Here is a 20,147-nt window from a genome sequence, read left to right as displayed (position 1 = left end):
CGGGCGGTCGCGAGCACGCTCGCCGGGCTGGTCCGCTCCGGCGACGTGCTCGCGCCCCTCGGCGGCGACGAGTTCGCCGTCCTTCTCCACGACACCGACGAGGGCGAGGCGGTGGGGGTGGCCGAGCGCATGCAGCAGGCGATGCACGCCACCTCGGTCCGGCGCGGGACGCTCCGCATCAGCGCCGGCTGCGCCGCCGGGACCGCGGGGGCGCACGCCGGGGCGGTGGCGCGCCGGGCCGACGAGGCCCTGTACCGGGCCAAGCGCCTGGGGCGCGATCGGGTCGAGGGGGCGAGCCACGGCGACGGCGCGCGGCGGACGTCCTCCCGGGCGGCCTGTGCGGAGGTGCTCGGGGGTGTCCTCGCGCGGCAGGCGCTGCGGGCCGTCTATCAGCCGATCGTCCGGCTGAGGGACCGGACCCTGGTCGGCTACGAGGCCCTGGCCCGCCCGCCGGCGGGCTGCGCCGACGTGGACGTCGAGGACCTCTTCGCCACCGCCAAGACCCTGGGGCTGCTGCGCGACCTCGACTGGCTCGGCCGCCGGGTCGGGCTCGCCGGCGCCCGCCGGTCGCTCGCAGCCGGCACCGCGCTCTTCGTCAACGTCAGCAGCGTGGCCCTGCTCGACCCCGTCCACGACGTCGACCAGATGCTCCTGCTCTGCCGCTGGGCGAACCGCTCTCCCGCCGACGTGGTGCTGGAGATCAGCGAGCGCGAGCCCATCCCGGACGTGGCCCGCCTGCGCGGCGTGCTCGCCTCCTACCGCGAGCACGGCTTCCGCTTCGCCCTCGACGACGTCGGCGACGGCCATTCGACCCTCGAGGTCCTGACCGTGGCGCGGCCGGAGTTCGTCAAGGTGGCGCGGTCGCTGGTGGTGGGCACCCGGGGCGACGCCTCCGCAGCCACCATCCGCGCCACCGTGGAGTTCACCCGGGTCACCGGAGGCGAGGTCGTCGCCGAGGGGGTCGAGACCGAGGCGCAGGCGCAGCTCATGGTGCGTCTCGGGGTCACCTGCGGTCAGGGCTGGCTGTTCGGCCGGCCCCTCCCGCTGCCGCCGCTATGCCGCGGCGCGGGTGGGGAACAGGGTCGCCAGGGCCGGGGGGGCGGGGATCCCGAGCTCGCGGAGGCGCTCCATGACCGCCGGCCGGACCCCGGTGGGCCGCATCTCGGTGACCAGGCGTCCGTCCGCCCCCGCACCCCTCATCTCCAGGGTGAAGATCTCCTGCATCGTCACCACGTCGCCCGTCATCCCGCACAGCTCGGTGACCGAGGTGACCTTCCGGGTGCCGTCGCGGAGGCGCGCGATCTGGACGACCACGTCCACCGCTGAGCTGATCTGCTGCCGGATGGCGCGGTGGGGGAGGTCCATCCCCGCCATCAGCACCAGCGTCTCGAGCCGGGTGATGCAGTCGCGCGCCGAGTTCGCGTGCAGCGTCGAGAGCGACCCGTCGTGGCCGGTGCTCATCGCCTGGAGCATGTCGAAGGCCTCGCCGCCGCGGCACTCGCCGACGACGATGCGATCGGGCCGCATCCGCAGCGAGTGGACGACGAGGTCACGGATGGTCACCCGGCCGCGGCCGTCGCGGTCGGGCTGCTGCGCCTCCAGGGTGCACACGTGGGGCTGCTGGAGCTGCAGCTCGGCGCTGTCCTCGATGGTGACGATCCGCTCGCCGGGGGGGATGAAGCCCGAGCAGACGTTGAGCAGCGTCGTCTTCCCCGAGCCGGTCCCGCCGCTGATGATGATGTTCGAGCGCGCCCGGACGCAGGCCTCGAGGATGGCGGCGGTGGCCTCGCTGAGGGTGCCGGCGCGGATGAGGTCGTCGACCTCGAACGGCTTGCGGCTGAACTTCCGGATGGTGAGCATCGGCCCGTGCACCGCCACCGGGGGGATGCTGACCGCCACCCGGGACCCGTCGAGGAGCCGGGCGTCGCAGACCGGCTGGTCGGCGTCGACCCGCCGGCCCACCGAGGAGACGATCACATCGATGACGGCGAGGAGCTCGTTCTCGTCGCGGAAGCGCAGGTCGGTGAGCACCAGGCTGCCGGCGCGCTCGACGAAGATGCGCTCACAGCCGACCACCATGATCTCGGTGACCTGGTCGTCCTCGATGAGCGGGTGCAGCGGACCGAGGTGGTCGCGGTGCGGATCCGAGCCCGCGGCGGCCCTCGGAGCGGCAGGCAGCGCGATCGGCGGTGTGATGTCCACACCCCCACGGTGAGGCCTGCGGCGGCCGGTGACGTGTCCCGACGGTGAGTTTCCCGTGGCGGCATGTCACGGAGGTGTGCCCCGCCGGGCGGCGAGGTCGCTAGCCGGGGACCAGCCAGAGCACCCCGAGCGGGGGCAGGACCAGCTCCGCGGAGTGGCCGAGCCCCTGCCAGGGGAGGTCGGCCGCCCACACCTCGCCGGCGTTGCCCAGCCCGGTGCCGCCGAGCTCGGCGGCGTTGGTGTTCAGCACCTCCCGCCACCGGCCGCCGCGGGGCAGGCCGACCCGGTAGCCGTGCCGTGGCGCCGCCGAGAGGTTGGCGACGCAGGCCAGCATCCGCTCGCCGTCCGCCGAGGTGCGCAGGAAGGAGAGCACGTTGGAGTCGGCGTCCTCGATGTCGATCCATCGAAAGCCCTCGGGGCCGAAGTCGCGCTCCCAGAGCGCGGGCTCCTCGCGGTAGCGGCGGTTGAGCTCGCGCACCAGGTCCTGGATGCCGCGGTGCTCGGGGTACTGGAGGAGGTGCCAGTCGACGCTGCGGTCGCAGGACCACTCCTGGGACTGGCCGATCTCGCCGCCCATGAAGAGCAGCTGCTTGCCCGGGTGGGCCCACATCCAGGCGAGCAGCGCGCGCAGGTTCGCCGCCCTCTCCCACCGCTCCCCCGGCATCCTGCTCAGCAGCGAGCCCTTGCCGTGGGTGACCTCGTCGTGGGACAGCGGCAGCACGAAGTTCTCGGTGAACGCGTAGAGCAGCCCGAAGGTGAGCTCGTGGTGGTGGTGCCGCCGGTGCACCGGGTCGCGGGACATGTAGTCGAGGGTGTCGTGCATCCACCCCATGTTCCACTTGAACCCGAAGCCCAGGCCGCCGTGGTCGGTGGGCCGCGAGACCGCCGGCCACGCCGTCGACTCCTCGGCGATCATCAGCACCCCGGGGTGCGCCCCGTGGGTGACCTCGTTCAGCTCCTGGAGGAAGTGGACGGCGTCGAGGTTCTCGCGGCCGCCGAACTGGTTGGGCACCCACTCGCCCTCGGTGCGTGCGTAGTCGAGGTAGAGCATCGACGCCACCCCGTCCACCCGCAGCCCGTCGACGTGGTACTCGTCCAGCCAGAAGAGGGCATTGCCGACGAGGAAGTTGCGGACCTCGTTCCGCCCGTGGTTGAAGATGAGCGTGCCCCACTCCTGGTGCGCCCCCCTGCGCGGGTCCTCGTGCTCGTAGAGGGCGCTGCCGTCGAAGCCGGCCAGCGCCCACGCGTCGCGCGGGAAGTGCCCCGGCACCCAGTCGAGGATCACCCCGATGCCGCGCTGGTGGAGGCTGTCGATCAGGGCCCGGAGGTCGTCGGGAGCGCCGAACCGGGCGGTCGGCGCGTAGTACGACGTCACCTGGTAGCCCCACGAGCCGCCGAAGGGATGCTCGGCCACGGGCATCAGCTCGACGTGGGTGAACCCCATGTCCTCGACGTAGTCGGGCAGCTCGGTGGCGAGCTCGCGGTAGGTGAGCGGCCGGCCGCCCTCCTCGGGTCGCCGGCGCCACGACGCCAGGTGCAGCTCGTAGATGGAGAGGGGACGGCTGAGCCAGTCCCCGGTGTCGCGCCGTCCCATCCATTCGCCGTCACCCCACCGGTGGCGGGACTGGGTCACCACGCTCGCCGTCCGCGGCGGCTCCTCGGTGGCGAAGGCGAGCGGGTCGGCGCGCTGGCTGAGCTGCCCCTCGGCGGTGAGGATCTCGAACTTGTAGCGCTCTCCGCGGCCGACGCCGGGCACGAACAGCTCCCAGACCCCCGACGAGCCGAGCGACCGCATCGGGTGGGCGCGGCCGTCCCAGCCGTTGACGTCGCCCACCACCCGGACCGAGCGGGCGTTGGGAGCCCACACCGCGAACGAGGTCCCGGACACCCCCTGGTGGACCCGGGGGTGGGCCCCCAGCACGCGCCAGAGGTGACGGTGGCGGCCCTCGCCGATGAGGTGGAGGTCGAGCTCGCCCAGGGTCGGCGCGAACCCGGTCGCTGCGGCGCTCCCCCTCCGCCTGCTGGACCCCATTGCGGACACTCCCCTTCGGGCGGCCGGCGAGCCCGTACCGTAGCTCACCTGTACCGCTCGGTAGGGAGGCCGCCGATCGGCGACGCCTCCCCGGCGCAGCGTGCCGGTCGCACACTGATCCGCCTCAAGGGTGTGCTGATCCCACATTGCGGGCCGAACGTCCGCCCCGTACGGTGGGCCCCTGGCGTGCGTGTGAGGGGATGGGGGCCACGTTCCAGGGGGGAGTGGCATGGCGGCACGCGACACCGTCGAGGTCGACGGCTACGTGGGTGGCGGTCTCTCCAAGGAGACCAACTGGTGGGGCGCCTTCGTGGTCGGGCTGGCGGGCACCATCCTGGTGCTCGGGGTCACCCCTCCCGTGCTCGCCGGCCTGGGCTCGGCGGCGCTGCCGAACTTCCTCTTCTGGTCGCTGACCGGCTGGCTGCTCTGCATGTTCCTGGCGGAGATGGCGGCGATGCTCCCCGAGCGCACCGGGGGGGCGCCCGCCTACGCGTACTACGCCTTCAGGGAGCGGCTGCCCCGCGCGTACCCGCACATCAACGGGGTGACCGCCTGGATGTACTGGCTCGGCTGGTTTCCTGTGGTCGCCGTCAACATGCTCCTCACCGGCGCCTACCTGCCGGTGCTCTTCGGGTTCACCGACCGCACCCGCACCTTCCAGCTGCTCTCCTCGGGCGCCCCGGTCAGCGTCTTCACCCTTGCCGTGGGCGCGTTCCTCGCGGTGCTGCTGCTCAGCGCCGCGCTGATGGGCATCCGGTTCGGCACCCGCATCGCCACCGTGCTCGCGGTCATCACCATCGTGCCGCTGACGCTGATGGCGCTGCTGCCCTTCTTCCACCCCTCGTCGATCAGCGCCGGCCACATCCTCCCGCTGCGGCTGCCCGACGGCTCCGGGTTCCTCACCGGCACCGCCCTCTTCCTCTTCCTCCAGTTCTCGGCGCTGTTCACCTGGAACGTGATCGCCATGGAGGCGGCCGCCTGCTACATCGGCGAGTGCCGCGACCCCGCGCGCGACGCCCCGATCGCGATGAACCTCGAGGGCGGGTACGGCGTCTTCATCTACACCGTGCTGCCCTTCTCGGTGCTCGCGGTGGTCGGGATCGGTGGCGTCAAGGCCGACCCGCTCGCGCTCTTCGCGGGCTTCGCCGGGAGGGTGGTCGACGTCCCGGTGATCGCCAGGGTGGTCACCGTGCTCCTGATCGTCGCCCTCGCGCTCTCCAGCCTCAACGCGATCATGGGCTGCGCCCGGTCGCTCCACCAGATGTCCCTCGACGGACAGGCGCCGCGGATCCTCTCCCACGTCAACCGGCACAACGTCCCCGACGCCGCGATGAGCCTCAACGTGGTGCTGAACATCTTCCTGATCTTCTTCGGGGCGCCGGCGACCATCTACATCTTCAGCAACGTCGGCTACGTCGGCTCCTTCGTCCCGGTGCTCCTCGGCTACTACTTCCTGCGCCGCTGGCACCCCGACCTCCGGCGGCCGTACCGGCTCCCCGAGTGGATGAAGTACCTCGCCCTCGGTCTCGCCGCGCTGTACTTCGTGGTCTGGGCCGCGGGCATCCCGGCATGCGCGATCGCGGGGTGCGTCGCCGGCGGCGGCTTCGCCTACCTGGTCGGCCTCGCGGTGGTCGGCGCCTACTTCCCGCTGTACTGGTGGCGGCGGATGCGTGACCGACGCCGGGCACCGGACGCAGAGCCGGCTCCGGAGCCGGCCGGGGTGACCCTCGCCGGGGTGGCGCAGCCGCTGGTGGGCCTGCACGGCGTCACGCCGACCGGCGACGGGAGGAGCGAGGCGGGACATGGCGCCGACTGCTGAGATCATGCTCGCCTCCCCCGGCGCGCCCTTCGCCCCGGAGGTGGTCGACGGGGTGCTCGAGGTCGCGGGCGAGCGCCGCCCCGCGGTGCTGGTGCTCTCAGTGGCGCGGATCTGGGGCACCGCGCTGGGGATGCCCCACCCCGGGCTCCACCCCACCCGCCGCGAGCTCGACGAGCAGCGGGAGATCGTGTCCGGCGCGGCGCTCCGCCTCGCCGAGCGCGGCTTCGAGGTGGCGATGCGGGTGGTGAGCGCGCGCGACGCCGGCCGTGCGATCGCGCGCTGGGCGGAGCGCAGCGGCTGCGGCGTGATCGTCATCGCCGACCCGCCCTGCGGCCGCTGGCAGCGGCTGCTGCGCGGCGACCCGCCCCGCGACCTGCTCCGCCGCACCCGCATCCCCCTCCACACCGTCGCGGTTCGGTGAGGCGGCCTCAGCGGCGGCGGGCGCGGCGTCGCAGCAGCCCGAATCCGACCAGGCCGAGAACCGCCACAGCGCCCACCGCGGCGGCGGATCTCAGCCCGGTCGGGGCGCCGCCGGCGCGGGGGGGCGGAGCCGGCGTCACCACCAGGGCAACGTCGCCGAGCACCGCGGTGTTGGCGGCGTAGACGTCCGCTGCGGTGAGGCTGAGCGTGGTGGTCTCGAGCGCCGACCAGCGGCCTCCGGCGAGGAGCTCGAGCCGTGGCCCGGCCACCCCGGCGGGGCCGCGCAGCACCACGGTGGCGTGCCGTCCCGGCGCGATGGCGAGCGGGGTCCCCCGGGCGGTCACCGCCAGCCGGTAGACGTTGCCGTCGAGGCGACCGTCGGGCGCCACCGCCGGCGGTACCGGGGTGATCGTGATGTCGACGGCGGTGGTACCGGGCGGCACCTCGAAGGTGTCGGGCGCGACGATCAGCTGCGCCTGCGGCGGCTGCTCCTCGGTGGACACCGCCGCGCGCAGCCCCGGGCCGCTGGACACCGGCACCGCCTGGTGCGCCGGCGAGGGCGGCCGGGTGCCGGCGAGGGCGGGGGCGGGGAGGAGGTGGCGGTAGGGCTCGGCCGGGGCCTCGAGGCCGTCGTAGATGGGCGGCGCGGACGGCGGGGCGGCCAGCCAGGCGGCGCCGATCAGCACCCCGCCGGCGGCGAGGACGCCGGCCCCGGCGCGGCGCCGCTCAGTAGCGCGCCACGTACCGGTTCACCTCCCAGTCGCTGACCTGGGAGTGGTAGTCGGTCCACTCGGCCTGCTTCACCCGCACGTAGTAGTCGACGTAGTCCTCGCCCACCGCCATGCCCAGGGCCTCGCGCAGCACCTGGTCGCCGGCGAGCGCACGGGTGGCGTCGAGCAGGTTGCCGGGCAGGATGTCGATCCCACGGCGGCGCAGCTCGGCCTCGGGGACCTCGTAGAGGTTGTCGAGGTTCGGCTGCCCCGGGTCGAGCCCGCGCTCGATGCCGTCGAGGCCGGCGGCGAGGGTCACCGCCGCCGCCAGGTAGGGGTTGCAGGAGCCGTCGACGGTGCGGTCCTCGAAGCGCCCCGGCGCGGGGATGCGGATCATCTGGGTGCGGTTGTTCCCGCCATAGGTGACATAGACCGGCGACCAGGTGGCGCCCGAGGAGGGGGCGCCGACGCGCAGCCGCTTGTACGAGTTCACCGTGGGCGCGGTGACCGCGATGTACGCCGGCGCGTGGGCGAGCAGGCCGCCGAGGAAGTGGTAGGCGACCCTGGACAGGCCGAAGCCCCGGGGGTCGGCCGGGTCCTCGAAGAGGGTGGTGTCGCTCGCCGGGTCCCACAGGCTCATGTGCATGTGGCAGCCGTTGCCGGTGAGGCGCGAGAACGGCTTGGGCATGAAGGTGGCCACCATGCCCTGCTGCTGGGCCAGGGTCTGGACCATGTAACGGAAGAAGATGAGCCGGTCGCAGCTGGTGAGCGCGTCGGCGTACTGGAAGTTCGACTCGAACTGGCAGTTCGCGTCCTCGTGGTCGTTGGCGTAGTTGTCCCACCCCAGCTGAGTCTGGTAGCGCGACAGCGTGCTGATGAAGTCATAGCTGCGGGTCAGCCCCCTCATGTCGTAGCAGGGGCGGTCGAGGACGTCGAGGGGATCGGCGAGGTCGAGGCCGCCGGCGTCGTTGCGCCGGAGCAGCATGAACTCGGGCTCGAAGCCGACCTTGAACTCGAGGCCCTGGGCGCGCGCCCGCGCCACCACCCGCCGCAGGATGGTGCGCGGGCAGTACGGCCACTCGTGACCCTCGACGCGCATGTCGCACGCGAAGCGGGCCAGGTCGGGCTGCCAGGGCACCGGGGTGAAGCTGCGCGGGTCGGGGACCGCCATCAGGTCGGGGTGGGCGGGCGACTGCCCGATGTCACCGGCGGCGTAGCCGGCGAAGCCGGCGCCCTCGGCGAAGAGGTCGTCGACGTGGCTGGCGGGGATCAGCTTGGCGGACGGCTTCGCGGTCAAGTCGACGAACTGCGCGAAGAGGAACTCGACGCCCAGCCTCTCGAGCAGGGGGCGCACCTCCGCCAGCGATTCCGGCCGGTCAGCCATCGTCCGCCCTCCGATCGTCGTGAGCCGATTGACGCAGCATCCGGAGCTTCACCACCCGGATGGCGATGGCCAGCGAGAGCCAGTCCTCGCCGGCGAGGTCGAGCTCGGCCAGCCGCTCGATCCGGGTGAGGCGCTGCCGGAGCGTGTTCGAGTGCAGGTAGAGCACCCGTGCGGTGCCGACGATGTTCCCGCGCTTGTCGAGGTAGCGCTCCAGGGTGTCGAGGAGTTCGGTGCCCCGCCGCCGGTCGTACTCGACGAGGCGCTCGAGCCGGTCCTGGTACTGGTCGCGGACCCCCGGGTCGGAGCCGAGGACGTAGCGGTAGGGGCCCAGCTCCTCGTAGGTGAAGACCCGCGGGCTGCCGGCGATCAGCGGCCCGACGGTGGCCGCCGCCGCCGCCTCCTCGAAGCCGTGGGGATAGCTGTCGCGGCCGCGGCAGGCGTTCGACAGCCCCACCGAGACCAGCCCGGCGGCGGCGGTGCGGCCCTCGCCGTACACCCGGCGGACCAGCTCCACGATCGCCTCGCCGCCGCCGGGTGGCACCCGGAGCAGCCCGCGGAGCGAGGTCTCCCAGCGGTCGAAGATCGCGCCCGGCAGCTCGGTGGCGAGCGCGGTCTCGACCCGGCCGGCCAGCTCGCCCCAGTCGCGGGTCTCGGCGGGTGCCCCCTCGGCGCGCCGGCCGCCGCGCCGCCGCGCCGGGAGGGCCGTCTCCCAGGGCAACGCGTGCAGCACCACGTGCGGGGTGTCGAGGTTGCAGCGCAGCCGCTCCGCCTGGGCGGCGAGCTCCTCGCCGTGGACGTGGTCGCGCGACAGGATCTCGAAGAACTCCTTGACGAGGTTCTTCTCCTTCAGCGACTCGATGAACTGGTGCTGCCGCACCGCCACCGCGGTGTGCGAGGCGATCGAGGTGAGCACGCTGCGGGCGTCGTCGCTGAGGTGGCGGGCGAGCACGCAGAGCAGCCCCACCCGGCTGTCGCCGACGCTGAGGGGGACGAAGAGGGGGGTGCCCGACGCCTGCGGGCCCCAGAGGATCACCGGCAGGGCGCTGGTCTCCTCGGGGCCGAGGGTGCGGCCACCCCTGAGCACGTCGAGCCAGAGCCCGCGGGTATCGACCACCGGGCGGGCGTAGCGCTGGGGGCTGGCGGCGCGCAGCACCAGCCGCTCGGCGTCGAGGAGGTGGATCTCGCAGCGCTCGGCGCCGACCAGCTCGCGGCAGCCGCGCACCACGACGGTGAGCAGCTCGGCGACGCTCTGCGCCGAGCCGATCCGCTGCGACAGCGTCGACAGCTCGGTGAGCAGCCCCACCCGGGCGGTCGCCTCCTCGTAGAGCCGGGCGTTCTCGACCGCGCCCGCGACCAGGGTGGCGGTGCTCTCGATGAAATCTCGGTCCTTGCGGCTGAACTCGTACGGCGCCTGTGCGTGGAGGGTGATGACGCCGATCACGTCGCCGGCGCGGGAGAGGATCGGCACCGAGACCAGCGACTGGAAGAGCTCCTCCTCGAGCTCGGGGACGTGCACCACCCGGGGATCGTCGAGCGCGTTCTCGCGGATGAAGGCGGAGCGGCGGGTCTTCGCCGCCCACCCGGTGAGGCCCTCGCCCATGGCCAGGCTCACCTTTCCCTCGCGGTGGCGGTACCGGGGCGGCGCGGCGCGGAGGACGAGCCGGCCCTCCTGGACGAAGTAGATGAAGCACCCATGGCAGGCGACCGCCTCGCAGACCAGCCGGACGGTGCCGCGGAGGATCGCCTCCAGGTCGGGGCCGCAGCTGATCGTCTCGACGATCTGGTAGAGGTAGGCGCGCTCGTCGTCCACCCCGCGCAGCCGCGCCAGCCGGCTCTCCGCGGCACCCGTGCCGGTGATGTGGCCCATCGTCGCCATGCGACCAATCAGACGGTGTGCCACCCTCGCGCCACAAGTGGGCGGGTGACAGTAATCGCACGCCACACCATGTGCGATCTGTACACATCCGATCGCCATCCGGTCAATCGCGGCATGGGCTCCGCGACATGGACACTCTCGACACCTCCCGTGCGAGAACTGCGGAGCCTCGGTACGGTGCATATGGCCACCACCGCCCAGCATGCTGGGTGCGGCCTGGGGCTGCCGGCCCCGCATTGGGTGAGAGAAACGTGTGTGGCATCGTCGGCTTGCTCTACAAGGACCCGGAACGGCGCGGGGCGGTGGGCGGCATCCTGGCGGAGATGTGCCAGGAGCTCGGCCGCCGCGGCCCCGACTCCACCGGCATGGCCCTCTACGGCGTGGCCGCCGAGGGTGCCCTGGTGGTGCGGGTCGACCTCGACCGTGCCGACCGGGAGGCGGCCGCCGCGGCGGTGGTCGCCGCCTGCGGCGACCTGACCGCGGTCCGCGAGCACCGGCGCACCGGCCGCAGCCTGCGGCTGGCGGTCACCGCGGTCGACGAGGGCCGCCTCGCCGACCACCTCGAGGCCCGGGTCGGCGGGGTGCGGGTCTTCTCCATCGGCCGCTCGATGGAGGTGGTCAAGGACACCGGCTGGGCCGACGAGCTCGACCGCACCCACTCGCTGCACGACCACGTCGGCACCCACGGCATCGGCCACACCCGGATGGCCACCGAGAGCCGCGTCGACATCGCCCACTCCCACCCGTTCTGGGCGCGGCCGTTCCCCGACGTCGCCGTGGTGCACAACGGGACGATCACCAACTACCACCGGCTCCGCCGCCGGCTGGAGCTGCGCGGCCACCACTTCGCGACCGGCAACGACTCCGAGGTGATCGCCGTGTACATCGCCGACCGGCTGGCGGCGGGCGAGCCGCTGGCCGACGCGCTGCGCGCGTCGGTGAGCGACCTCGACGGCACCTTCGCCTACCTGATCGCCACCGACACCGCCGTCGGGGTCGCCCGCGACCAGTTCGCCACCAAGCCGCTCCTCTACGCCGAGAACGACGAGATGGTGCTGCTCGCCTCCGAGGAGATCGCCATGCGCAGGGTCTTCCCCGATCCCAGCCTGGTGCCCCGTGAGCTGCAGGCGAAGGAGGTGCGCTGGTGGCAGCGGTAGACACCACGGCCGCGGTCGTCGACTGCGCCGGGCTGGCCACCCGCGAGGTCAACCGTGCCATCCGCCGCCACGCCGCCTCCGGTGCCCCGGAGATCGTCGTCGAGAACCCGGCCGCGCGGCACGCCCTCGCGGTGGCGCTCGAGGCCACCACCACGGTGCGCTTCACCGGCTCGGTGGGCTGGTACGCGGCGGGGATGAACCAGGGGCCCCACATCGTCGTCGAGGGCAACTGCGGCTGGGGCCTGGGCGAGTGCATGACCGAGGGCCGGATCGACGTCCAGGGGAATGCCGGGTCGGGAACCGCTGCCTCGATCCGCGGCGGCCAGGTGTTCGTGCGCGGCGACACCGGCGCCCGCGCCGGGATCGCGATGAAGGGCGGCACCCTGATCGTCGGCGGCGACGTCGGCTACATGTCCGGGTTCATGATGCAGCGGGGCACGATGATCGTCTGCGGCGACGCCGCCGACGGGCTCGGCGACTCGCTGTACGAGGGCGTCATCTACGTTGCCGGGCGGGTGGCCTCGCTGGGCGCCGACGCCGATGAGCACGAGCTCACCGAGGCCGACGGCGTCACCCTGCGCCGCAGCCTCGAGCCCTATGGCATCGATGCCGGCTCGCTCGGGTTCCGGCGGATCGAGAGCGGGCGCCGGCTGTGGAACTTCTCGGCCCGCGAGCCCGAGCTGTGGAGGTCGGCGCTGTGAGCTCCGCCAGTTCCTCGAACGGGGGCGGCCCGCCGGTGCCGCCCGCTCCGGCGCGGCGGTCGAGCATCTGGTCGCCGGAGGTGATCCAGGACATCCACCTCAAGGCGCACCTGGGCCGCTACCGGATGCAGGGGTTCTCCACCCAGCGGAGGGTGCCCAGCTTCGACGACCTCACCTTCGTGCCCTGCGGGCTCTCGCGGATGCCGCTCGAGGGCTACCGCGAGCGCTGCGAGACCCGCACCCTGCTCGGCACCCGGGTGGCGAGCCGGCCGGTCGAGCTCGCGGTGCCGATCACGATCGCCGGGATGTCGTACGGCGCCCTGTCGAAGACCGCCAAGGTGGCCCTGGGGACGGCGGCGACCCGGCTCGGCATCTCGACCACCACCGGCGACGGCGGCATGCTCCTCGACGAGCGCCGCGCCTCGCGGTTGCTCGTCTACCAGGTGCTGCCCAGCCGCTACGGCTTCGACCCCGCCCACCTGAAGAGGGCGGACGCGATCGAGGTGGTGATCGGCCAGGGGGCGAAGCCGGGCACCGGCGGCCTGCTGCTCGAGTCGAAGGTCTCGGCGGTGATCGCCGAGCAGCGCGCCCTGCCCGCGGGCGTCGACCAGCGCAGCCCAGCGCGGCACCCCGACTTCATCGGTCCCGACGACCTCCAGATCAAGATCGAGGAGCTGCGCGAGGCCACCGATTGGGAGAAGCCGGTCTACGTGAAGATCGGTGCCAGCCGGGTCTCCGACGACGTCAAGCTGGCGGTGAAGGCGGGCGCGGACGTCATCGTGCTCGACGGCATGGAGGGCGCCACCGGCGCCTCGCCGGAGGTGCTCCTCGACCACACCGGCATCCCCACGATCAGCGGCCTGTGCGAGGCGGTGCGCGCCCTCGCGGAGGTGCGCGCGCTGGGCGAGGTGCAGCTGGTGGTGTCCGGCGGCATCCGCAACGGCGTCGACGCAGCCAAGGCGCTGGCACTGGGCGCCGATGCGGTGTCGATCGGCACCGCCGCGCTGCTCGCGATGGGCTGCAACTCGCCGAAGTACGTCGACGACTACCACCGCCTCAACGTCGAGCCCGGCCACTGCTTCCACATGCACACCGGCCGCTGCCCGGTCGGCATCACCACCCAGGACCCGGAGCTGGAGGCCCGGCTCGACCTCGACGAGGCGGCCGACGGGGTCGTCAACTTCGTCCAGTCGATGGTGATGGAGCTGCAGATGATGGCCCGCGCCTGCGGCAAGGCCGAGGTGCACGACCTCGAGCCCGAGGACATGCGCGCGCTCACCATGGAGGCCTCGATGATCACCGGCATCCCGCTCGCCGGAACCGACGTCGTGCTCACCCCCGAGGCCATCGCGACCCGCGTCGCCGCGCTGCTCGGCGGCCGATGAGCTTCCTCATCCCGTGTCCCGACTGCGGGCCCCGCGAGGTGACCGAGTTCAGCTTCGGCGGCGAGACCGGCCGCCGGCCCGGCCCCGACGAGCCGGTGGCGGCGCTCACCCGATACCTGTTCATGCGCCGCAACGCCTCGGGGGTGCAGCAGGAGTGGTGGTTCCATCGCGACGGCTGCCGCGACTGGCTGGTGGCCACCCGCGACACCCGCACCAACGCGGTCGCGTCGGCGGTGCGGCCCGGCGAGCGGAGCGCCACGTGACGATGCACCGCCTGCCCCCGGCGCCCGGCGAGCGCATCGACCGCGGCCGCACCCTGCCCTTCACCCTCGACGGCCGGCAGCTCGAGGGCCTCGGCGGCGACACCGTCGGCTCGGCGATGGCCGCCGCCGGGGTCACCGTCACCGGCCGCTCCTTCAAGTACCACCGGCCGCGCGGACTGATGTGCGCCGCCGGGGCCTGCGCCAACTGCCTCGTCACCGTGGACGGCGTGCCCAACCGGCGCGCCTGCACCGAGCCGCTGCGCGCCGGGATGCGGGTGCGCCGCCAGAACGCCTGGCCGTCGGTCGACCGCGACCTGGGGGCGGTGTTCGACCGGGTCTCGTTCGCGATGCCGGCCGGCTTCTACTACAAGGTCGGCCAGCGCCCCCGCTTCCTCTGGCCGCTCGTCGAGCCGGTGGTGCGCCGGGTCGCGGGGCTGGGGCAGCCCCCCTCCGCCGCCCCCGTCCGCGCCGAGAAGGTGCACCTCCATCCCGAGGTGCTGGTGGTCGGGGGTGGCCCGGCGGGGCTCGCCGCCGCCGCCGAGGCCGCCCGCGCGGGGGCGCGCACCCTGCTGCTGGAGCAGGCCCACGACCTCGGCGACGGGCTCCCCGGCGGCCGGGCCGAGCTCGGGGATCTGGCCCGCGAGGCGGTGGCAGCGCGCGCCGAGATCCTCACCTCCACCGCGGTCTTCGGGGTGTTCGACGGCCCGCTGGTCGCCGCCGCGGGGCCCGGCCGGCTGCTGAGCATCCGGCCGGCGCAGACGGTGTTCGCCACCGGCGCGATCGAGCAGCCCGCGGTCTTCCCCGAGAACGACCTGCCCGGAGTGATCCTCTCTGGCGCGGTGGGCAGGCTGCTCCGCCACCGGGTGTGCCCCGGCCGCCGCGCCGTGGTCTGGACCACCGACGCGCGCGGCTACGCGGCCGCGGCGGCGCTGCTGGAGACGGGCGCCGCGGTGACCGTGGTCGACGGCCGCGCCCTCGTCGCCGGACCCGAGGTCGACGCGGTGCGCGCCGCCGGGGCCGGGCTGGTCGCCGGCGCCTCGATCCTGCGGGCGTGGGGACGCGGCCGGGTCGAGGGCGTCGAGGTGGGCAGCGGCGGCGGCGCCCGCACCGAGCGGCTCGCCTGCGACCTGCTGGTGGTCGCGGGGTTCCGGATGCCCTCCACCAGCCTGCTCGCCCAGGCCGGCGCGCGGCTGCGCCACGACGCGGCCGCCGGCTGGTTCCTCGCCGCCGAGCTGCCCGTGGGGATGCACCAGGCCGGCGACATCACCGGGCTCCGCACCCTCGAGGCGGCGGTGGCGCAGGGCCGGCTCGCCGGGCTCGCCGCCGCCGGCCACGGCGCCGCCGGGGGTGGCCGCCGCGACGCGCTGGAGGCGGCCGCCGCCGGGACGCCGGGCTGCGCACCGCCGCCGCCCCCGCTCGGCGAGGGCGCGGGCAAGCAGTTCGCCTGCCTCTGCATGGATGTCACCGACAAGGAGATGCGCCAGGCGATCGCCGAGGGCTTCGACTCGATCGAGCTGCTGAAGCGCTACACCACGCTCTCGATGGGCCCCTGCCAGAGCAAGGCCTGCATGTGGAGCTCGATCCGCCTCTGCGCGCTGATGACCGGCCGCAGCGAGGCCCGGACGGGCACGCCGACGGCACGGCCGCCGTGGTCGCCGGTACCGCTCGCCGTCCTCGCCGCGGGGCGCCCCCACCCACGCAGGGAGACCGCGCTGCACGACCGCCATGCCGACGCCGGCGCCGAGTTCATGTGGGCCGGTGAATGGCGCCGCCCCCACCACTACGCCGCCCCCCGGGACGAGTGCGCCGCGGTGCACGGCGGCGTCGCGGTGATCGACGTCAGCACCCTGGGCAAGCTCCGGGTGCGCGGCCCCCAGGCGGCCGAGCTGCTCGAGCGCCTCTATCCCAACCGGTTCGCCGACATGAGGCTCGGCCAGATCCGCTACGGGGTGATGCTCAAGGACGACGGCGTCATCCTCGACGACGGCACCGTCTGCCGGCTCGCCGAGGACGAGTTCTTCGTCACCACCACCAGCGGCGGCACCGAGGCGATCCAGCAGTGGATCCAGTGGTGGCTGGCCGACTGGGACTTCGACGTCCAGGTCCTCAACGCCTCCGCGGCCTTCGCGGCGATCAACGTGGCCGGGCCGCGGTCGCGCACCCTGATGGAGCGGATCTGCGACCTCGACGTCTCCGCCACCGGCCTGCCCTACCTGCGCTCGGCGCGGGGACCGGTGGCGGGGGTGGAGAGCCTGATCCTCCGCATCGGCTTCGTCGGCGAGCTGGGCTACGAGATCCACGCGCCCAGCGCGTACGCGGAGCACCTCTGGGACCGGGTGATGGAGGCGGGCGCCGACCTCGGCGTCGTGCCCTTCGGCGTCGAGGCCCAGCGCATCCTCCGCCTGGAGAAGCAGCACATCCTCGTCGGCCAGGACACCGACGCGCTCTCCGACCCCTACGGCGCTGCGATGCCGTGGATCGTGAAGCTGGACAAGCCCGACTTCCTCGGCCGCCGTATGCTCCTCGCCCTCAGGGAGCGGGGCCCGAGTGAGCGGCTGGTGGGCTTCGTCGTCGAGGCCGGCGGGGTGGTGCCCCCGGAGGGCGCCGCGGTGGTCGAGGGTGACCGGCCGGTGGGCCGGGTGACCTCGAGCCGGTACAGCGCCGCCGCCGGGGCGGCGATCGGCATGGCCTGGGTGCCGGCCGCCGCCGCCGAGGAGGGCCGTGGCCTCGAGCTCGGCTTCGGCGGGCGCCGGGCCCGGGCGCGGGTGGCGCTGCGACCGTTCTATGACCCCGAGGGTGCGAGGTTGCGCTCGTGACCGCGCCGCGCCGCGCCGAGACCCGCCCGGTCGCCGAGGAGCTGCCGTCCGACGGGCCGCTGATGCGCTCCCCCATCCACCGGATGCACCAGGCGCTGGAGGCGCGGCTCGCGGTCGAGGGCGGCTGGGAGGTGCCCGCCGGCTACGCCTCGGACGCCGACGAGCGCCGTGCCCTCGACGAGGCGGTGGGGCTCGCCGACATCACCGCCCGCGGCAAGGTCGACCTCCGCGGCACCCTCGAGCCGGTGCTCGAGCGGCTCGGGCTCGGCGGGCCGGCGGCCCGGCACGGCGAGGTGGTGGCGCTCGCGCCCGGTGCCGGCGACGGGGCGGCGCAGCTGGCGCGGATCAGCAGCCGGTGGGCGCTGGCACTCTGCCCGCACACCGATCTCCGGCCCCGGCTGGCGCAGCTGGGGGAGGCCGCCGCCGGCACCTCGGCGATGGTCACCGACGCCACCAGCCTGCACGCCGGGCTCGCGGTCGCCGGGCCGCGTACGCTGGCGGCGCTCTCGCGGATCTGTGCCCTCGACCTCGCCCGGCTCGGGCCCGCGACCTGTGTCGCCACTCGCGTCGCCGAGATCCACGCCATCGTGGTCCGCCGCGAGCTGCCCGGCAGGGTGCTCGAGGTGTACGTGGGCTCGGAGTACGGCCGCTACGCCTGGGAGACCCTGCTCGACTCGGTCCGCGCCGAGGGCGGGCGGCCGGTGGGCTGGCCGGCGCTGCGCGCGCTGGGGTGGTGGTGATGCTGGGCCGGTATTTCCGTCCCTGGCGGATGTGGCGCACGCCGAGCCTGCGCTCCAGCTACGACGTGGTCGTCATCGGCGGCGGCGTCCACGGGCTCGGCGCCGCCTACGAGATGGCCAGGCGCGGGGTGCGCAACATCGCCGTGCTCGAGCGCAGCTACATCGGCAGCGGGGCGAGCGGGCGCAACACCACCATCATCCGCGCCAACTACCGCACCACCGCGGGGGTCGAGTTCTACCGCGAGAGCGTCCGCCTCTACCAGCGGCTCGCCCAGGAGCTCGACTACAACCTGCTCTACTCGCAGCAGGGGCACATGACCCTGGCGCACAGCGAGCGTGCCATGCTCACCATGACCGAGCGCGCCGAGGTGAACCGGCTGCTCGGCGTCGACAGCCGGGTGATCGGCCCCGACGACATCGCCGAGCTGTGCCCCGAGCTCGACCTCTCCGACCGCCCCACGTTCCCGATCATGGCGGCGCTCTACCATCCGCCCGGCGCCGTGGTGCGCCACGACGCGGTGGTCTGGGGCTATGCGCGCGCCGCCGACCGCCTCGGGGTGGAGATCCATCCCCGCACCGAGGTGACCGGCATCCTCCGCGACGGCGACCGGGTCAGCGGGGTGCGCACCACCGCCGGGGACATCTCGGCGCCGGTGGTGCTCGCCTGCGCCAGCGGTTGGTCGAGCGAGGTGGCGGCGATGGCGGGGGTCGAGCTCCCCATCGTCACCCATCCCCTGCAGGCCTTCGTGACCGAGCCGCTCAAGCCGCTGCTCCACGTGATCATCGTCTCGTCGGGGCTGCACGTGTACATCAGCCAGACCGATCGCGGCGAGGTGCTGATCGGGTCGGAGATCGAGCCCTACACCACCGTGAGCCAGGCCTCGACCCTCGACTTCCTCGAGGTGACCGCGCAGCACACCCTGGAGCTGCTGCCGTCGCTCTCGCACGCGGCGGTGATGAGGTCCTGGTCCGGGCTCTGCGACATCACCCCCGACTACAGCCCGATCATGGGGCGCACCCCGGTCGAGGGCTTCCTCGTCGACTGCGGGTGGGGCACCTACGGCTTCAAGGCGGCGCCGATCTCCGCGGTCTGCATGGCGGAGCTGGTCGCCACCGGGCGCACCCCGTCGCTGATCGAGCCCTTCGCGCTCTCGCGGTTCGACGAGATGCGGCTGGTCTCGGAGATCGGAGCCGCCGCCGTCTCCCACTGAGCCGGGCCGGCGGCCGGGCGGTCAGGGCTTGCGGGCGGTGACGATGAGGCCGTTGATGGCGCAGACGAAATGGCCGTCGGCCTCGGCGGTGCGGAGGTCGCCCAGCCAGCGTTCGACCTCGTCCGCCGCCAGCCGGCCCGCGCCGACCCCGGCGGTGACCGTGCCCATCAGCGCGGTGGCGACGAAGTCACATCCGGCGACCAGCGCCTGGGCGATCACGCGCACGTCGACGAGCCCGGCCTGGCGGAAGAGCCAGGGCAGCTCCCGGGCGACATGCGGGTGGCGGATGGTCTCGAGGTAGAGCTCGAGCACCCGGCGGGAGACGGCGGGGTCGGCGCCGGCGAGGATCCAGGCGTCGAGGTCGAAGTCGTAGACGGCGAGGCGGCCGCCGGGGCGGAGCACCCTGGCCATCTCGGAGACGGCGCGGGCGTGGTCCTCGACGTGGAGCAGCACCCGCTCGGCGCGGCAGGCGTCGACGCTCGCGTCGGGGAGGTCGAGCCGGTGCACGTCGCCGCGCCGGAACTCGACCGGCAGCCCGCAGCCCTCCGACCGGCGCCGCGCCTCGGCGAGCATGACCTCGCTCACGTCGATGCCGAGTGCGGTGCCGCCGGGGGCGACCCGCGCGGCCATGGCGCGGACGTCGGGGCCGGTGCCGCAGCCGACGTCGAGGGCGTGCTCGCCGGGGCCGAGGTCGAGGCAGTCGAGCATCCGCCGCTTGCAGTCCACGACGCTGTCGAGGCGGTTGAGGCCGTCGACCAGCTCGACGAAGAAGGCGGGGTCGTCGGCGCGGTCGACGCTGCCGAAGCGGGTGATGTCACCGAGCCGGGTCGGTTCGGGAGCGGTGATCACGGAACCCTCGATGGGGAGACGGGAGGGGCCACCAGCGGTGGCCCCTCCGGTGATCTCCGACGGTCGTCAGCTGCCGGTGTAGCAGCCGGGTCCGAGCAGCGGGGTGATGCTGCCGACGGCGCTGCCGTTCCACTCGGCGGGGTTGAAGCTGAATGCCGTGGCCCGGGTGGCCTCGACCACGAAGCACAGCTGCGGACGCCGCGCCGGGTCGATCTTCGACATCTCCTGCAGCCAGGGCTGGTAGTAGAACGTCGCGTTGCTGGTCACCGGCGGGTTCCAGTTGCCGTGGTGCTGCGGGAAGAACACCTTGGCGCCGATCTCCTCCGCGTAGCGGCGCTCGTCGATCATCCCGTTCATGTAGTTCTGCAGCTCGGCGATGCCGCCGATCTCGACATCCGGCTTCTTGCCGTCACTGAGCTTGCGCAGCGAGGCCTTGACGTCGGACATCCCCGGCTCGAGCGGATCGAGTGAGCCCGCGGAGCCGTGATGGATGAGGGTGAATCCCTTCCACTTGAACATGTACAGCAGGTTGCCACCCTCGTAGTACTGGGTGGTGGCGAAGTCCGTGAGCGACTGTGGGGT

At 73.6% G+C, this 20,147-nt stretch carries 16 protein-coding genes and 1 pseudogene; 10 read left to right on the top strand and 7 right to left on the bottom strand.

Annotated elements, in window-relative coordinates; genetic code table 11:
• Positions 1 to 1,026 (top strand): annotated as a pseudogene (locus VGL20_18575) (GGDEF domain-containing phosphodiesterase).
• A 27-nt stretch (positions 1,027 to 1,053) separates the two neighbouring features.
• On the opposite strand, the gene VGL20_18570 reads toward VGL20_18575, so the two are convergent.
• Both VGL20_18570 and glgB read right to left on the bottom strand, forming a co-directional pair.
• The gene (locus VGL20_18570) at positions 1,054 to 2,202 is read right to left on the bottom strand and encodes a CpaF family protein (GenBank protein ID HEY2705690.1); all 1,149 of its coding nucleotides are present in this window, start codon (positions 2,200 to 2,202) and stop codon (positions 1,054 to 1,056) included.
• Positions 2,203 to 2,302: 100 nt separating this feature from the next.
• Positions 2,303 to 4,234, bottom strand: a complete 1,932-nt coding sequence (glgB, locus tag VGL20_18565; GenBank protein HEY2705689.1) for a 1,4-alpha-glucan branching protein GlgB — start codon at positions 4,232 to 4,234, stop codon at positions 2,303 to 2,305.
• Between the two features lie 229 nt (positions 4,235 to 4,463).
• Here glgB and VGL20_18560 point away from each other — a divergent pair, with 229 nt between their 5' ends.
• Together VGL20_18560 and VGL20_18555 are read left to right on the top strand one after the other, a co-directional pair.
• Positions 4,464 to 6,053, top strand: a complete 1,590-nt coding sequence (locus tag VGL20_18560) for an APC family permease (GenBank protein ID HEY2705688.1) — start codon at positions 4,464 to 4,466, stop codon at positions 6,051 to 6,053.
• A complete protein-coding gene (locus VGL20_18555) occupies positions 6,037 to 6,474 on the top strand; it encodes a universal stress protein (protein ID HEY2705687.1) in 438 nt (145 codons plus the stop codon). Before VGL20_18560 ends, VGL20_18555 begins: the two co-directional genes overlap by 17 nt.
• Positions 6,475 to 6,481: 7 nt before the next feature.
• Here VGL20_18555 and VGL20_18550 read toward each other — a convergent pair whose 3' ends face one another.
• Genes VGL20_18550 through VGL20_18540 form a run of 3 tightly spaced genes read right to left on the bottom strand, consistent with a single transcriptional unit; the run spans position 6,482 to position 10,443 of the window.
• Positions 6,482 to 7,159 (bottom strand): hypothetical protein, encoded by a 678-nt coding sequence (locus tag VGL20_18550; protein ID HEY2705686.1) that lies wholly within the window; start codon positions 7,157 to 7,159, stop codon positions 6,482 to 6,484.
• A gap of 40 nt (positions 7,160 to 7,199) precedes the next feature.
• Positions 7,200 to 8,567 carry a type III glutamate--ammonia ligase gene (gene glnT, locus VGL20_18545; protein ID HEY2705685.1) on the bottom strand — a complete coding sequence of 456 codons (1,368 nt, stop codon included), beginning with the start codon at positions 8,565 to 8,567 and terminating at the stop codon, positions 7,200 to 7,202.
• Positions 8,560 to 10,443, bottom strand: coding sequence for a GAF domain-containing protein (locus VGL20_18540; GenBank protein ID HEY2705684.1), 1,884 nt, complete (start codon positions 10,441 to 10,443; stop codon positions 8,560 to 8,562). Before VGL20_18540 ends, glnT begins: the two co-directional genes overlap by 8 nt.
• 251 nt (positions 10,444 to 10,694) lie before the next feature.
• Here VGL20_18540 and VGL20_18535 point away from each other — a divergent pair, with 251 nt between their 5' ends.
• The 7 genes from VGL20_18535 (at position 10,695) to VGL20_18505 (ending at position 18,716) form a co-directional block, all read left to right on the top strand.
• Positions 10,695 to 11,600 carry an amidophosphoribosyltransferase gene (locus VGL20_18535; GenBank protein ID HEY2705683.1) on the top strand — a complete coding sequence of 302 codons (906 nt, stop codon included), beginning with the start codon at positions 10,695 to 10,697 and terminating at the stop codon, positions 11,598 to 11,600.
• Positions 11,588 to 12,301 (top strand): glutamate synthase, encoded by a 714-nt coding sequence (locus tag VGL20_18530; protein HEY2705682.1) that lies wholly within the window; start codon positions 11,588 to 11,590, stop codon positions 12,299 to 12,301. Before VGL20_18535 ends, VGL20_18530 begins: the two co-directional genes overlap by 13 nt.
• Before the next feature lie 65 nt (positions 12,302 to 12,366).
• A complete protein-coding gene (locus tag VGL20_18525; GenBank protein HEY2705681.1) occupies positions 12,367 to 13,686 on the top strand; it encodes an FMN-binding glutamate synthase family protein in 1,320 nt (439 codons plus the stop codon).
• Positions 13,683 to 13,949: a sarcosine oxidase subunit delta gene (locus tag VGL20_18520; GenBank protein ID HEY2705680.1), complete on the top strand. Its 267-nt coding sequence runs from the start codon at positions 13,683 to 13,685 to the stop codon at positions 13,947 to 13,949. Before VGL20_18525 ends, VGL20_18520 begins: the two co-directional genes overlap by 4 nt.
• 2 nt (positions 13,950 to 13,951) lie before the next feature.
• Complete coding sequence (locus VGL20_18515) at positions 13,952 to 16,765, top strand: 2Fe-2S iron-sulfur cluster-binding protein (protein ID HEY2705679.1); 2,814 nt, start codon at positions 13,952 to 13,954, stop codon at positions 16,763 to 16,765.
• A complete protein-coding gene (locus VGL20_18510) occupies positions 16,762 to 17,505 on the top strand; it encodes a hypothetical protein (GenBank protein HEY2705678.1) in 744 nt (247 codons plus the stop codon). The genes VGL20_18515 and VGL20_18510 overlap by 4 nt, the downstream gene beginning before the upstream one ends.
• On the top strand, positions 17,505 to 18,716 hold the full coding sequence (locus VGL20_18505) for an FAD-dependent oxidoreductase (GenBank protein HEY2705677.1): 1,212 nt from the start codon (positions 17,505 to 17,507) through the stop codon (positions 18,714 to 18,716). Before VGL20_18510 ends, VGL20_18505 begins: the two co-directional genes overlap by 1 nt.
• 21 nt (positions 18,717 to 18,737) lie before the next feature.
• Here the strand turns inward: VGL20_18505 and VGL20_18500 are convergent, their stop codons facing one another.
• Positions 18,738 to 19,565, bottom strand: a complete 828-nt coding sequence (locus VGL20_18500) for a methyltransferase domain-containing protein (GenBank protein ID HEY2705676.1) — start codon at positions 19,563 to 19,565, stop codon at positions 18,738 to 18,740.
• Positions 19,566 to 19,631: 66 nt separating this feature from the next.
• On the bottom strand, positions 19,632 to 20,147 hold a 516-nt coding region (locus VGL20_18495), incomplete at its 5' end, for a hypothetical protein (protein ID HEY2705675.1).

The sequence above is a fragment of the Candidatus Dormiibacterota bacterium genome, from assembly GCA_036495095.1.
Lineage (GTDB): Bacteria > Chloroflexota > Dormibacteria > Aeolococcales > Aeolococcaceae > CF-96.
The sequence above is the reverse complement of the archived record's forward strand: the minus strand, read 5'-3'. Positions and strand labels throughout refer to the sequence as shown.

Coding starts and splice junctions, on each gene's coding strand:
- glgB (HEY2705689.1), bottom strand. CDS start 4,234: ATGGGGTCCAGCAGGCGGAGGGGGAGCGCCGCAGCGACCGGGTTCGCG.
- VGL20_18560 (HEY2705688.1), top strand. CDS start 4,464: ATGGCGGCACGCGACACCGTCGAGGTCGACGGCTACGTGGGTGGCGGT.
- VGL20_18555 (HEY2705687.1), top strand. CDS start 6,037: ATGGCGCCGACTGCTGAGATCATGCTCGCCTCCCCCGGCGCGCCCTTC.
- glnT (HEY2705685.1), bottom strand. CDS start 8,567: ATGGCTGACCGGCCGGAATCGCTGGCGGAGGTGCGCCCCCTGCTCGAG.
- VGL20_18540 (HEY2705684.1), bottom strand. CDS start 10,443: ATGGCGACGATGGGCCACATCACCGGCACGGGTGCCGCGGAGAGCCGG.
- VGL20_18520 (HEY2705680.1), top strand. CDS start 13,683: ATGAGCTTCCTCATCCCGTGTCCCGACTGCGGGCCCCGCGAGGTGACC.
- VGL20_18515 (HEY2705679.1), top strand. CDS start 13,952: ATGCACCGCCTGCCCCCGGCGCCCGGCGAGCGCATCGACCGCGGCCGC.
- VGL20_18505 (HEY2705677.1), top strand. CDS start 17,505: ATGCTGGGCCGGTATTTCCGTCCCTGGCGGATGTGGCGCACGCCGAGC.